Below are 13,643 nucleotides of genomic sequence, written 5' to 3'. Positions count from 1 at the left end.
TGTCGTCTTCAGGTAACGAATTCGTTTAGAACGAATTACTTACCACTTTTTACTTTAGTCCATGCACGGGTGCGCGCACGATCCAGTTTCGGATCCTGGACTTTGAGCACAAACAGCTTGGCCATCGCATCCGGCGTTGGGAAGATGCCCGGATTGTTACGCACATCCGCATTAATCAATGGCAGTGACGCCTTGTTGCCGTTGGCGTAGTTCATCTTGTTAGAGACATCCGCGATCACTTTTGGATCCATGATGTAGTTCAGCCACTGATAGGCTGCGTCGAGGTTTTTCGCGTCTTTCGGAATCGCCATCATGTCGAAGAAGGCCAGAGCGCCCTCTTTCGGCACGCTGTAACCCAGGTGCACGCCGTTGTTGGCTTTGGTTGCACGATCTTTCGCCTGCAGGATATCGCCAGACCAGCCGATCGCCACACAGATGTTGCCATTCGCCAGGTCGTTAATGTACTGAGACGAGTGGAAGTAGCGGATATTAGGACGCAGCTTCAGCAGCAGATCGGTCGCGGCGCCGGTGTAATCTTTAGCGTCAGAGCTGTTCGGATCTTTGCCAAGGTAGTTCAGCACGGTGGCGAAGATCTCTTCCGGCGCATCGAGGAAGGAGACACCACAGCTTTTCAGTTTTTCCAGGTTTTCAGGCTTCAGCACCAAATCCCAGCTGTTGACGGGCGCATCAGTACCCAGCGCGGCTTTTACCTTATCGATGTTATAGCCGATACCGGTGGTACCCCACAGATACGGAATCGCATATTTGTTACCCGGATCGTGCTGCGCGACTTTCGCCATCAAATCAGGATCGAGGTTTTTATAGTTTGGCAGCTTGCTCTTATCCAGCTCCTGGAAAACGCCGGACTGTAGCTGGCGAGCAAGGAAGCTGGAAGATGGCACCACAACGTCGTAGCCGGTAGAACCCGCCATCAGCTTACCTTCCAACACTTCGTTGGAATCGAACACGTCGTAGACCACTTTGATACCGGTCTGCTTTTCAAAATTCGGCACGGTGTCGGCCGAAATATAATCGGACCAGTTATATACGTGCAGCGTTTTATCTTCTGCCTGAGCACCAGCGGCCGCAGCCATCAGCACACCAGCAACCACACCTGGCAACCATTTTTTACGTTGGTTGAACATGTTTTCCATCCTCCTGAGGGGGTCATCACAACGCTGCATACACGCGATCCGGACGTTGCGTTTTCTGTTTAATCACAGACACACAATGAATCAATATTCAGCGGGAGTTTAATAGCAAAAACCTATACCTGTGCTGAGGTTGCACGTCTCAAGCAGCCCCGCAAGAATAGCCCCCCTGCTTCAGGCGTGCCAGATCCCAGCGTAAAAAACGCCTTTTTGCGATATTTTATGCATGTTTCTGCTATGGGGTTTGGCACTAGCGGCATAAAGCACGACTAATATCTGGCAATAAAGGGCAAAATGCAGAATAAAAAGTGGTAGGGCTAAAATGAAAACTGCCGCAAAAAGCGGCAGTTAGCGAGGCGGGGAACTCAGTGCAGCATCGCGTGGCTGCTGGAGCTAGGTTGGCGCTCCTCTTCTTCGCCCATCATCAGCAAATTATTGGCAAAGGCTTCCATGATCACCATGGAAACGCCCTCTTCACTTTGCTTCATAAAGTGCGAGAACTGACCAAACGTCAATCCGGCAGTGGTACTGATCGACTGGCAGACAATCAGCTTGGGCAGATTGTCATCCTGGATATCGATAAAGGCCTTCACCGTTAGCGAACTGGCATTGATCTGCGATAAGTCGCCGACCAAAGGAATCAATGCTGTGGGTTTCACTTCCGCGAGGGCCGAGAAGAGGATGACGTTGTCCACCAGGTCGATTTTTGCATCAAACACCCCGTCAAAATTCTGCATGTGCGGCAGGTGCAGTGCCTGACAGGCATCGCATTCGAACCAGGTGATATTTTGTTGATCCAGCCAGCGACGCAGGATGTCGATGTCAGGAACGACCAGTGAATCCATCGTTATGTCCTGTGGGGTGAAGAAATAAGCGCCTTAGCTTACGGAAAAAGTCTATCTGATGCCACGAAAACCACGTAAAAGCGCGCCTAGCCCCCGGTTTTAAGACGATAGCCGGGGCAAGCATGCGCTTCTACCCAATGAATCATCATGGAAGCGATGTCGAGGCCGGTGGTGCCTTCGATGCCCTCAAGCCCTGGCGAGGCATTCACCTCCATCACCAGCGGGCCGCGGTTGGCGCGTAAAATATCCACCCCTGCGATTTCCAGCCCGAGCGTGGATGCGGCTTTCACGGCGATTTCCCGCTCTTTGTCGGTGATGGTCACCGCGTGCGCTTTACCGCCACGATGAAGATTTGAGCGGAAATCCCCCTCTTTCGCTTCACGCTCAATCGACGCTACCACTTCATTGCCGATCACCAGGCAGCGAATATCTCGCCCCTGCGCTTCTTTGATAAATTCCTGCACCAGAATATGGGCATTAAGGCCACGAAAGGCATCGATCACGCTCTCTGCCGCCTGGCGAGTTTCCGCCAGCACCACGCCAATCCCCTGCGTGCCCTCCACCAGTTTCACCACCAGCGGCGCACCACCGACCATGGCAATCACATCCTGGGTATCATCAGGCGAAGAGGCGAACCCGGTGATCGGCATATCAATGCCTTCGCGCGCCAGCAGCTGCAGCGATCGCAGTTTGTCACGCGCCCGGGTGATGGCCACCGATTCATTCAGCGGATAGCTGCCCAACATCTCGAACTGGCGCAGCACCGCCGTGCCGTAAAAGGTGGTCGCCGTGCCAATACGCGGGATAACGGCATCAAAGTGGCCCAGCGGTTCGCCACGATAATGCACCGCGGCAGAATCGGAATTGATGTTCATGTAACAGGAGAGTGGATCGATCATCTGCACCTGATGACCACGCTCTTCCGCGGCGTCGCGCAGGCGCTTACACGAGTACAGCGTTCCATCACGCGTGAGAATGGCCATCTTCATTGCAGAATTCCTTGTGCTTAGCGCGTTGCCCAGCCCTGTTGATGCAGATAATCCAGCATAAACGGACGCGTTTCTTTGATGATCAGGCGTTGAATCAGTTCGCTCCAGGTCTCCGAACGCTGGTTGCTGTCACGTTGCTGGTAATAAGCCGTGATTTGGTTATCGTACTGGTCCAGCACGCTTTTATCGACAGATTGATAACGATTTTCATGCACCAGCATCGCCGCTGGCATACGCGGTTTAACATCTGGGGCAGAGGCTGGATGGCCGATGCAGAAGCCAAACAGTGGCAGCACAAATTTCGGCAGTTCCAGCAAATCGGTGACTTGCGCGATGCTATTACGTATGCCACCAATAAACACACCACCCAGCCCCAGCGATTCAGCCGCGACCATGGCGTTTTGTGCCATTAATGCGGTATCGACACAACCCAACAGCAGTTGCTCGGCGCGTCCGAGATGCGCATCCGGGCAAATCTGCTGATGACGATTAAAGTCGGCACAAAATACCCAAAACTCAGCGGCGGCACTCACCCATGGCTGCCCGCCGGTGAGTTGCACCAGCTGATCACGCTTTTCCTGGTCGGTAATGCGAATAATCGAGGAGCATTGTAAAAAACTGGAGGTCGAGGCCGCTTGTGCTGCAGCAATGATCGCGCTGCGCTGAGCATCATCAATGCCCTGCTCGGTAAAGGCGCGAATGGAACGGTGGCTGCACAGTAAATCGATGGTCGGCGTCATAATCCTCTCCGGTTACTTCTTTTTGTGGTTGTGATTGAACAACTGCGGTGCCATCGCTTGCGCGGTACGCCACATCATCAGCCAGGCGGCAGGCAGCATCAGCGCAATGCCAAGGAAAAAAAGCAGCGTCGCCAGCGACTTCTGCGCCAAAAAATCAGGTGCCGCAATCCAGTTATTAACCAGTAATAGCGCACCAATCACCGCGAGCACGCCAAGCACTTCCAGCAGCAAAACCGGTTTCGGCAACGTGGCCAGATTACGCATGGGCGATTTCCTCAGTTGCTCAATAGGTCAGTCGCATTTTAGACCCGAATAATTCGCTCTGCAGCAAGGCATGGCTATCACCAGCAGCTTAACTGAAGCCAAACGCGTCTGCGGAGTGAAGTATGATGGACATAGATTGCGGTCATTAGAGTAACAGGCATTTTCTTCTTTGCTTAAGCAGGATGGGCGGGCATGATGTTAGCCATTATTCACGCTGTAATGTGAAACTGGTCACAAAACAGCAGCGGAAGGAGAGAAGCAATGATTGCAGTGATTTTTGGCCGTTCAAGCTGCCCATACTGCGTACGTGCGAAAGAGTTAGCCACCAAGCTGACCAGCGAGCGCGATGATTTCAACTATCAGTACGTCGATATTCAGGCGACCGGCATCACCAAGGCCGACCTGGAAGCACGTGCCGGCAAACCGGTGACCACCGTGCCGCAGATTTTCCTTGATGACCAGCACATCGGTGGTTACACCGAATTTGCGGCATGGACCAAAGAAAATCTGGGTGTTGAAGCCTAAGCAAACGGGCCTGCGGGCCCGTTTTTGATCGTGCTATTCGGCACGCATCGCCAGCATAATCCTCATCAGGCGGATCAGTAACGCCCCGCATCCAGCCCAAAACAGCGCACTTAAACTCCATGCAACAATCAGCAGCCAACTGTGCATCTGCGTGACGGTGAGCCACATCCAGGCCATACCCAAAAGCGTGCCCACCACGGCGACCCACAATGTACTGACCAGGGGACTATCCGGCTGCAACAGCGCCATTAACATGCCCGGCAATAAAAACAGCAATAATTCAGGCTGTCCGCGCATCGCTTGTTCCGCGGCAACGGCCCAAAAATGGTGTGCAAAAATAAACACCAGCGTATAAAGCATCATACCCAGAACCGATGCTGGCCAGCGATTATTGCGCTGCAACATAACCATCCTCAACTTTGTTGTTAACAATATTGAAACGTTTACTGCCCTGATGCGCACAAGTGGAAATAAAAAGAAACAGCCGCTGGCAGAAGGATTAAAAACTGCTGATAGCTGAGGAAGTTATTTATGATTAGAATGACGCCGTTTTAAATAATGGTCTGCATCTTCCTGGCGGCAAGGACACTCACAGCTGCCACAAGATAGCGAAAAAAGGCCCTTTCATCAACTTGTTACAGGTAAAGAAGAAGTTAAACCGTGAACATTAACGTCGCAGAATTGTTAAGCGGAAATGACGTTCTGTTATTATTTGTCGTCTTAGCCCTGGGGCTGTGCTTAGGCAAATTACGTCTCGGCTCGGTACAGCTAGGAAATTCCATTGGTGTCCTCGTTGTTTCATTGATTTTAGGTCAGCAGCACTTTGCGATAAATACCGACGCACTCAGTCTCGGCTTTATGTTGTTTATTTTTTGTGTCGGTGTTGAAGCCGGACCTAACTTTTTCTCGATCTTTTTCCGCGACGGTAAAAACTACTTCCTTCTTGCCATTGTTATGGTGGTCAGCGCCCTGCTCGTTGCGTTGGGACTCGGCAAAGTGTTCGGCTGGGATATTGGTCTCACGGCAGGCATGCTGGCCGGTTCCATGACCTCCACGCCGGTGCTGGTGGGCGCGGGTGACACGCTGCGACAAAGCATCAGTGACAACCATCAGCTCAGCATGATGCAGGATAACCTCAGCCTCGGTTACGCCCTCACCTATTTGATTGGTCTGGTCAGCCTGATCTTTGGCGCGCGCTATCTGCCTCGTCTGCAACATCAGGACTTACCCACCTGCGCGCAGCAGATTGCGCGAGAGCGTGGTCTGGATGCCGACAGCCAGCGTAAAGTGTTCTTACCGGTGATCCGCGCCTATCGCGTTGGCCCGGAACTGGTGGAATGGAGCGGCGGTAAAAACCTGCGCGAGCTGGGCATTCATCGCCAGACCGGCTGCTACATTGAACGCCTGCGCCGTAACGGTATTCTCGCCAGCCCGGATGGGGATGCGATGCTACAACTCGGCGATGAGATCTCGCTGGTGGGCTATCCCGACGCACACGCACGCCTCGATGCCAGCTTCCGTAACGGCAAAGAGGTGTTCGACCGCGATTTGCTCGACATGCGCATCGTCACCGAAGAGATTGTAGTGAAGAACCACAATGCGGTGAATAAACGCCTGAGCCATTTGAAACTCACCGATCATGGTTGTTTCCTTAACCGAGTGATTCGTAGTCAGATTGAGATGCCGATTGATGACAGCATCATGCTGAACAAAGGCGATGTATTGCAGGTGAGCGGTGAAGCGCGCCGTGTGAAAAGCCTGGCGGATCGCATCGGCTTTATTGCGATTCACAGTCAGATGACCGATCTGCTGGCCTTCTGCGCCTTCTTTATCATCGGGTTGATGATCGGCATGATCACCTTCCAGTTCAGCAACTTCAGCTTTGGCATCGGTAACGCCGCCGGTTTGCTGTTCGCGGGTATCATGCTCGGCTTCCTGCGCGCCAACCATCCGACCTTTGGCTACATTCCGCAAGGGGCGCTGACCATGGTGAAAGAGTTCGGTTTGATGGTGTTTATGGCAGGTGTCGGCCTGAGCGCCGGTAGTGGCCTGCAACATGGCCTTGGCAGCGCGGGCGCCTTGATGTTGCTCAGCGGTCTGCTGGTGAGTCTGATCCCGGTGGTGATTTGCTATCTGTTTGGTGCCTACGTGCTGCGTATGAACCGCGCGCTGCTGTTTGGTGCCATCATGGGCGCTCGCACCTGTGCCCCGGCCATGGAGATTATCAGCGATACCGCACGCAGTAGCATTCCGGCACTCGGCTATGCAGGAACTTATGCGATTGCTAACGTTTTGCTGACGCTCGCCGGCACGCTTATTGTGATAATTTGGCCGCTTTTGCCTTTTTAAAAATATTTTTACTGCGTTCAGAACTTTCTATTTGGGGCGCAGTCTGAATAAGTGCCACTGCTTTTCTTTGAAATCCCCAAATTGTGGAGCCCGCCGGTCACTGACTTGCGGGTTTTTTTATGCCTGCAATTCCTGTTGCTTAAGGTTCTCCTAAGCGTAAATTGCGACCCTGCCACTCTGGTTTCGCTATTTTCCAATATTCATGCAACTTTCATCAAAGTTAAACACTCCAACAACCCACGATAAGATTAAGAGCCCGACTATTTATTGTTTGTCTGGTCGCTTTTACGCTATCAACTTTATTTTACTGGCAATTTCGGCACTGGTGTTTATGTGGTGGTCACGCCACGAAAGCCTGGATATCGCCATTAGCCAACGGTGGTTTGACCCACAGACGATGTCATTTCCGTTGCAGCACAATCGCTGGCTGGATCTGATCAATCATCGCTTGTTCAAGGATGTAATCATCGCCGGTGCGGTATTGATGTTGCTGCGCGGTGTGCAGAAGCGCAATGGTCGTCGCGTGCTGGTGGCCCTGCTGTTTGGTATGGGGCCTCTAGTGGTGGGCATTCTGAAGGCGCACAGCGCGCACTCCTGTCCGTGGGATTTGGCGATGTTTGGCGGTAAGGCAGCCAGTTTTGTGCTGCTGGATCCCACTCCGGTCAATAGCGGTCCGGGGCAATGTTTCCCAGGCGGTCACGCTTCCAGCGGCTTTGCCCTGATGGCGCTGTTCTTCCTGTGGTGGCCCGAGCGTCCGCGCCGCGCCGTACTGGCGCTGTTGTTCGGTATCGCGTTGGGCTTACTGATGGGATACGGACAGGTGATGCGCGGTGCCCACTTTTTCTCTCACAACTTGTGGGCTGGCTGGTGGGTGTGGCTGAGCCAGGTTCTGATTTTTGCTGGTGTTTCTTTTTGGGTAGACAAGATGAGGAAAAGCAAACGTGATGGAAGCGCTCAACCATAGCCTGTTTCTATGGATCAACGCCACGACGGATTCACCGCCATGGTTGATTAATCTGGCGACCTTTATCGCCAAAGATGTGATTGCCATTGTCCCGCTGCTGATTGTGGCCTTATGGTTTTGGGGACCGCGCGATCAGGTGCAATCTCAACGCGCGCTGGTACTGAAAACCGGCATGGCGCTGATTTATGCATTAAGCATTTCATGGTGCGTGGGCCAACTGTTGCCGCATCCGCGTCCATTTGCCATTGGCTTAGGGCACCAATTCCTCGCTCACGCCGCCGATGACTCTTATCCCAGTGATCATGGCACCACCATCTTTACTTTTGCGCTGGCGTTTATCTTCTGGCATCGCCTATGGTCTGGCGTCATTCTGCTGGCCGTTGGCAGTGCGATCGCCTGGTCACGCGTCTATCTTGGCGTGCATTGGCCGATGGATATGCTGGGCGGATTTTTGGTGGGCTTGCTGGCGTGTCTGGCTTCGCATATGGCGTGGCAGTTGTATGGCGAACGCATGCTGGCCTTCACCCACCAACTGTATCGCGCCCTGTTCGCTATGCCGATCAAAAAAGGATGGGTACGCGGATAAGGTAAAGGGCGGCTCACTCGGGCCGCCCGATAGGGGACTAGCTAAACCACTTCCCAAACCAGCCATTGAATTTCATCATAATGAAGTCCCAGATACGGCCGATAAATCCGCCCTCCGGCACTGCTTCCATCACCACCAGCGGGCGCTGATCCACGGTTTTGCCATCCAGCTGGAAATCAATGGTCCCCACCACCTGATTCTTCTCCAGTGGCGCTTCCAGCTGCGGTGAGTTCAGGGTGAAACTCGCCTTGAGGTTTTTCATCTGCCCTTTCGGCACGGTGATCGCTGCGTCTTTCGCGACACCGAGATTGACCTGACTCTGCTCACCAAACCATACGCGCTGCTGGGCAAAAGGCTTATCGCTTTTAATCGGTGTCACGGTTTCGTAGAAACGGAACCCCCAGGTCAGCAGCTTCTCACTTTCACGGAAGCGAATCGCATCGGTTTGCGTGCCCAGTACCACCGAGATCAAACGCATGTCTCCGTCCACGGCGGACGCGACCAGGTTATTACCCGCGCCCGAAGTGTGTCCGGTTTTAATCCCATCCACCTTCAGGTTACTGCTCCATAACAGGCGGTTACGATTCATCTGCTTGATGTGATTAAAGGTGAACTCTTTCTCACTGTTTAACGCATACTCTTCAGGCACATCGCTGATCAAACGCTGGCCGATAATCGCCATATCGCGCGCGGTACTGTATTGCCCATCGGCATCCAGCCCGTGCACGGTCATAAAGTGGGTATTCTGTAATCCAAACGCCTTAACGTAGTTGTTCATCAGACCGATAAACGAGTCCTGGCTACCGGCGACATAATCGGCCAGCGCGATGCAGGCATCATTGCCTGACTGAATCACCACGCCCTTGTTGAGTTCAGAAACCGGAATACGGTCACCGGGTTTGAGGAACATCAGCGAAGAGCCGCGCAGTTTCGGGTTGCCGGTTGCCCATGCATCCTGGCCGATAGTGACCAGGTCATCGTTGTGGATCTTGCCGGCTTTTAGCGCCTGGCCGACCACGTAGCTGGTCATCATTTTGGTCAGGCTGGCGGGGTCCAACCGCTGGTCGGCATTGGACTCAGCCAATACCTTGCCGCTGTTGTAGTCCATCAAAATCCAGGCTTTGGCCTCAATTTGCGGTGCAGCAGGCGCCTGTTCAGCCTGAGTGGTGATGGGAAGGAAAAGCACTAATAATGAAGTGGCAGCCAGCGGCCGCAAGGCAGAAATGACGGAGTTTTTTCTCATGAGCGTGACCAGATTGTCCTTGTTAAATCATGGTTTTCTAGCAGGTAAGACATGTCTTAATAAAAGCTACACGCTTACCACCTGCGAACAAAACCGTCCAACCGTAAAGTTTTATAGAGTTTATTAGAGTAACCCTGGCATCAACCCCGACGCGCTGCCACTTTTACTGTTACGCCGTAGTGGAAAAAGTGAGAGAAATTCCGATTTTTCGCAGAACGGTTAAGCCAGTCACAAAATTCCGCTAACCTGATGCCAATCAGCCCGAGGAGAACCACGATGGACTTAGCCGTTTTCGATCTGGACGAAACCCTGATTTGTGAAGACAGTACCAGCCTGTGGCTGCGCTGGCTGGTCTCACAGGGATTTGCCCCCGAAGCACTCATCTCTCAGGAACAAGCCTTAATGGAGAAATACCATGCCGGCACCCTGTCGATTGAAGAGTATATGAACACAACGCTTTCCCCGCTCGCCGGTATGGCGACCCTGACGGTTGAGGGTTGGGTACGGCGTTTCATCCATCGCGATATTCTGCCACGCGTCTTCCCCGCCGCACGGGAACGCATAAACTGGCATCAGCAACGCGGCGACACCGTGATGATCATTACCGCCAGTGGCGATCATCTGGCGGTGCCGATTGCGCAACGTCTGGGTGTACACGGCGCGTTGGCGATTGGCGTAGAAGTGGTTGACGAGCGCTACAGCGGCCAGATTTATGGCACCGCCACCTATCGCGAGGGGAAAGTCACCCGTCTGAGTGACTGGAAAGCTTTGCAACAGGATAAGCGCTTTGAAAAAACCTGGGCTTACAGCGACTCCATGAACGATTTACCCTTGCTCAACCACGCTGATCACGCCTGGGTCATTAACCCGGATGCGCTGCTGCAGCAGGAAGCGCAGCAGCGGGGTTGGGAAGTATGCAGCTGGGTGCGTTAAGTTAACCACGCGAGGCGCTGGCGGGTTCCGCCAGCCCTACTTTTAACAGCTTGCCGTTGGCTTCATCGGTGAGCACATAGAGATAACCATCCGGCCCCTGACGCACATCGCGAATACGTTCACCGCGATCCTCCAGCAGTCGCTGCTCTTCGACCACTTTCTCGCCGTTCACCCGCAGGCGAATCAGGCTTTTTTCCTTTAATGCGCCGATAAACAGCGAGTTTTTCCACTGCGGGAAACGTGCGCTGTTGTAAAACGCCATCCCGCTGATGGCTGGTGACACTTTCCACCAGAACTGCGGTTGTTCCGTGCCCGCCACGTGCGTGCCCTGCGCTTCCGGCACTTTCTGTCCGCTGTAATCAATGCCGTAGGTGGCCAATGGCCAGCCGTAATTTTTGCCTTTCTGCGGGATATTCACTTCATCGCCGCCGCGTGGGCCGTGTTCACTCTCCCACATTTGCTGCGTCCACGGATTGAAAGCTAATCCCTGTGGATTGCGCATGCCGTAAGACCAGATTTCTCCACGCGCGTCTTTACGTTGTACAAACGGATTGTCTGCCGGGATTTCACCGTTCTGGGTCAGGCGCACGATTTTTCCTGAAAGCTTGTCGAGTTGTTGGGCGCTGAGGCTGGAAAAGTTGTCGCCAAACGCAATGTAGAGATAGCCCTGACCATCAAATGCCAGACGGGTCCCCATATTGGCACCGCTGGAGAGTTTCGGTGTCTGCTCCATCACCACCTTGAAGTCGCTCAATTGACGGTTATCGTCGCTGAGCCGACCATAGCCGACCACTCCGCCCGCTCGCCCCTCAGCATCTGCCGTGGTGTAACTGAGCCACACGCGGCGGCTCTGGGCGAAATCCGGTGCCAGCACCACATCCAGCAAGCCGCCCTGACGATTTGCCCACACTTTGGGTACGCCACTAATGGGTTGCGACAAGCCTTTTCCCGGCTGCCAACTGCGGAGTTGCCCGGAGCGTTCGGTAATTAACAACGTTTGATTGTCAGGCAGAAAAGCCACTGACCACGGATGATCAAGTTTGTCCTGTAGTACCTGAACCTGAACATCTGCAGCCAGGGTCGAATGGGCATAACTCAATGCGCCAAGCAACAGCGCGACAGGCAGTAAACGCATGGGATTCTCCTTTATCACGGTCTGCCGTTAAGGGTAGTCAGCCCGTAAGAAAGGATGTGCAGGATTTACAAAACATTAAGCCCGACATAGCGCCGGGCGACGGGATTAAGGCGCGGAGAAGGCCACAACATCACGAATCATTTCGTCGATGCCCGGACGAAGATCGTTGAGCGTAATTGGCGTACTGTTGTTCGGCAGGGATTTACCAAAGGCTTTGCGCACAACTTTGATCATTGGCTTACCGGTCTGCGCATCGACCGCTTCCACCTCGAGGAACAGCGCACTGTTTTGCGTACGGTGGCCAGTGGCCGCCATGGTGCTCGCTACAACTGCCGCAATCGGCACCACTTCGTAGAACTGCATCCCTTCGTTTTCTGCCGTCACGGCGGTGATGGCGCTTTTCACCCTGAGCGTATGTGCACCAGGCTTGCCCACCACCGGTTTACGTTCTGCGACCGCGCGTTTTAACTGACTATCGGTGTACTGACGGATTTGATCCAATGTTTGCTGGCTGATGCGTTCAGTCGGTCTCGCGGCGGGATAGTAAACCACGGGTTCGAACACAACATTGGTGTAATCCGCGCTGTGATAATCCGGCGAGATCCAGCGCAATGTCGGTTTACCGCTCGGTGACTGTTCAGATTTTAACTGGCTGTAATCGCCGAGAAAGCCGGAAAACTGCTGTTTATCCGCAACATGAGAGGTACATCCAACCGCCAGCATGGCTAGCGTTAACGCGGGGATATAAAGACGAAATCGCATGAGAAGGCCCTTATAAGAGGTAAATCGCTTCTCAAGTGTAGAGCGCACGCTGCGCTTTGGCGGGAAATTTTCACAGAATGGGAGAAGAAACCACCTGCATTGCAGGTGGTTAGGGAATCACTCGAAGCAGGTCTCAGGATTCTCAGACAACGAAATGAACCTTTCGCCGCCTTTGGTCAGGGCAATAATGCCGCCGCTCTCAATATCATAAACCCACCCATGCAGACGCACTTTGCCTTTACGCAGCGCCACCGCTACCGAAGGGTGTGTTTTGATATTGTTCAGCTGAGCAATCACGTTCTCTTTGACCATTTCATTGAGACGGGTTTCCACCGCTTCATAATTGCGCTCTTCCACCACAGCTTTAGCTGCATTGGCGTAGTGCAACCAGTGATCAACCGCGGGCATGCTTTCTAAATCCGCATTAGACGCGATGGCGTTCATGGCACCACAGTTGGAGTGACCGCAAATGATGATCTCAGTCACACCCAGCGCAACGACCGCGTATTCAATCGTCGCGGAGACACCACCCGGTTCGGGACCAAACGGCGGCACAATATTACCGGCGTTACGGATCACGAACAGCTGGCCTGGCTCGGATTGGGTGACTAATTCAGGCACCAGACGGCTGTCTGAGCAGGAGATAAACAGGGCTTTGGGATTCTGGTTTGACGCCAGACTTTTGAAAAGATCCTTCCTTTCAGGGAACACATTCTGTTGGAAATTCAGAAAACCTTTAACGATCTCTTGCATTTGTCTGCTCTCACTTTATCCGCATCTGCGCTGGCGGTACGATCTGCACCGTCAGCACGCGTTCAAATTCTTCAGTGCGGTGAATAACTTACAATCACCAACCGAACATTTAAGCAAAACAGGCTGGATTACACAACTCGGATCACCGTTAACGGTTCGCAGTCGCCAGCCTTATCGGCGACGATTTGAACGGATAACAGCTCCATTAAGCATAGCGGGAAACGCCCATTACGCGGTTAAGGAGATTCTTACATCACCTATACATTTTCCCTCGCAACCTCTGTACAATCCCCCGCCTATCCACACTAATTATGATGAATTATTATCCTTATGAGCCATGTCAAAAATCCGCCGCGCGTAGGCTTCGTCTCACTCGGCTGTCCAAAAAACCTCGTCGACTCAGA

General features: G+C 53.2%; 15 protein-coding genes. 5 read left to right on the top strand and 10 right to left on the bottom strand.

Annotation, left to right across the window (positions count from 1 at the left end; genetic code table 11):
- Positions 1-35 precede the first annotated feature (35 nt).
- From potF to FD744_RS18475, 5 genes are all read right to left on the bottom strand, one after another.
- Positions 36-1,145, bottom strand: coding sequence for a spermidine/putrescine ABC transporter substrate-binding protein PotF (potF, locus tag FD744_RS18495; RefSeq protein ID WP_160868933.1), 1,110 nt, complete (start codon positions 1,143-1,145; stop codon positions 36-38).
- A gap of 371 nt (positions 1,146-1,516) precedes the next feature.
- Positions 1,517-1,996, bottom strand: a complete 480-nt coding sequence (locus FD744_RS18490; protein ID WP_038647881.1) for a YbjN domain-containing protein — start codon at positions 1,994-1,996, stop codon at positions 1,517-1,519.
- Positions 1,997-2,082: 86 nt separating this feature from the next.
- Positions 2,083-2,985, bottom strand: coding sequence for a 30S ribosomal protein S6--L-glutamate ligase (gene rimK, locus FD744_RS18485; protein WP_160868932.1), 903 nt, complete (start codon positions 2,983-2,985; stop codon positions 2,083-2,085).
- A 17-nt stretch (positions 2,986-3,002) separates the two neighbouring features.
- On the bottom strand, positions 3,003-3,725 hold the full coding sequence (gene nfsA / locus FD744_RS18480) for an oxygen-insensitive NADPH nitroreductase (RefSeq protein ID WP_097119350.1): 723 nt from the start codon (positions 3,723-3,725) through the stop codon (positions 3,003-3,005).
- Positions 3,726-3,737: 12 nt separating this feature from the next.
- Positions 3,738-3,989, bottom strand: a complete 252-nt coding sequence (locus FD744_RS18475; RefSeq protein WP_160868931.1) for a DUF1418 family protein — start codon at positions 3,987-3,989, stop codon at positions 3,738-3,740.
- 261 nt (positions 3,990-4,250) lie between these two features.
- Between FD744_RS18475 and FD744_RS18470 the strand changes: the two genes are divergently transcribed.
- Positions 4,251-4,514, top strand: coding sequence for a GrxA family glutaredoxin (locus tag FD744_RS18470; RefSeq protein ID WP_034820748.1), 264 nt, complete (start codon positions 4,251-4,253; stop codon positions 4,512-4,514).
- A gap of 33 nt (positions 4,515-4,547) precedes the next feature.
- Here the strand turns inward: FD744_RS18470 and ybjM are convergent, their stop codons facing one another.
- Positions 4,548-4,919, bottom strand: coding sequence for an inner membrane protein YbjM (gene ybjM / locus FD744_RS18465; protein ID WP_034820751.1), 372 nt, complete (start codon positions 4,917-4,919; stop codon positions 4,548-4,550).
- A gap of 255 nt (positions 4,920-5,174) precedes the next feature.
- Between ybjM and FD744_RS18460 the strand changes: the two genes are divergently transcribed.
- The 3 genes from FD744_RS18460 (at position 5,175) to ybjG (ending at position 8,413) form a co-directional block, all read left to right on the top strand.
- Positions 5,175-6,863 (top strand): aspartate:alanine antiporter, encoded by a 1,689-nt coding sequence (locus tag FD744_RS18460; RefSeq protein ID WP_097119352.1) that lies wholly within the window; start codon positions 5,175-5,177, stop codon positions 6,861-6,863.
- A 202-nt stretch (positions 6,864-7,065) separates the two neighbouring features.
- Positions 7,066-7,827, top strand: coding sequence for a phosphatase PAP2 family protein (locus FD744_RS18455; RefSeq protein ID WP_160868930.1), 762 nt, complete (start codon positions 7,066-7,068; stop codon positions 7,825-7,827).
- Entirely contained in the window at positions 7,808-8,413 is a 606-nt protein-coding gene (gene ybjG / locus FD744_RS18450) for an undecaprenyl-diphosphate phosphatase (protein ID WP_160868976.1), read from the top strand. The genes FD744_RS18455 and ybjG overlap by 20 nt, the downstream gene beginning before the upstream one ends.
- A 37-nt stretch (positions 8,414-8,450) precedes the next feature.
- On the opposite strand, the gene FD744_RS18445 is transcribed toward ybjG, so the two are convergent.
- Positions 8,451-9,656 (bottom strand): serine hydrolase, encoded by a 1,206-nt coding sequence (locus tag FD744_RS18445; protein WP_160868929.1) that lies wholly within the window; start codon positions 9,654-9,656, stop codon positions 8,451-8,453.
- 276 nt (positions 9,657-9,932) lie between these two features.
- On the opposite strand from FD744_RS18445, the gene FD744_RS18440 reads away from it, so the two are divergent.
- The gene (locus FD744_RS18440) at positions 9,933-10,589 is read left to right on the top strand and encodes an HAD family phosphatase (RefSeq protein ID WP_034820768.1); all 657 of its coding nucleotides are present in this window, start codon (positions 9,933-9,935) and stop codon (positions 10,587-10,589) included.
- 1 nt (position 10,590) lies between these two features.
- On the opposite strand, the gene FD744_RS18435 is transcribed toward FD744_RS18440, so the two are convergent.
- The 3 genes from FD744_RS18435 to FD744_RS18425 form a co-directional block, all read right to left on the bottom strand.
- Positions 10,591-11,724: a PQQ-dependent sugar dehydrogenase gene (locus FD744_RS18435; RefSeq protein ID WP_160868928.1), complete on the bottom strand. Its 1,134-nt coding sequence runs from the start codon at positions 11,722-11,724 to the stop codon at positions 10,591-10,593.
- A gap of 105 nt (positions 11,725-11,829) precedes the next feature.
- Entirely contained in the window at positions 11,830-12,486 is a 657-nt protein-coding gene (locus tag FD744_RS18430) for a DUF3313 domain-containing protein (RefSeq protein WP_160832410.1), read from the bottom strand.
- Positions 12,487-12,603: 117 nt separating this feature from the next.
- Positions 12,604-13,239, bottom strand: coding sequence for a carbonic anhydrase (locus FD744_RS18425; RefSeq protein WP_058961964.1), 636 nt, complete (start codon positions 13,237-13,239; stop codon positions 12,604-12,606).
- Between the last annotated feature and the right edge of the window lie 404 nt (positions 13,240-13,643).

Source organism: Pantoea sp. Taur (assembly GCF_009830025.1).
In the GTDB taxonomy this organism is placed as follows: Bacteria; Pseudomonadota; Gammaproteobacteria; order Enterobacterales; family Enterobacteriaceae; genus Pantoea; species Pantoea communis.
Note: the sequence above shows the minus strand (reverse complement) of the source record. Positions and strands in the feature narration are given on the sequence as shown.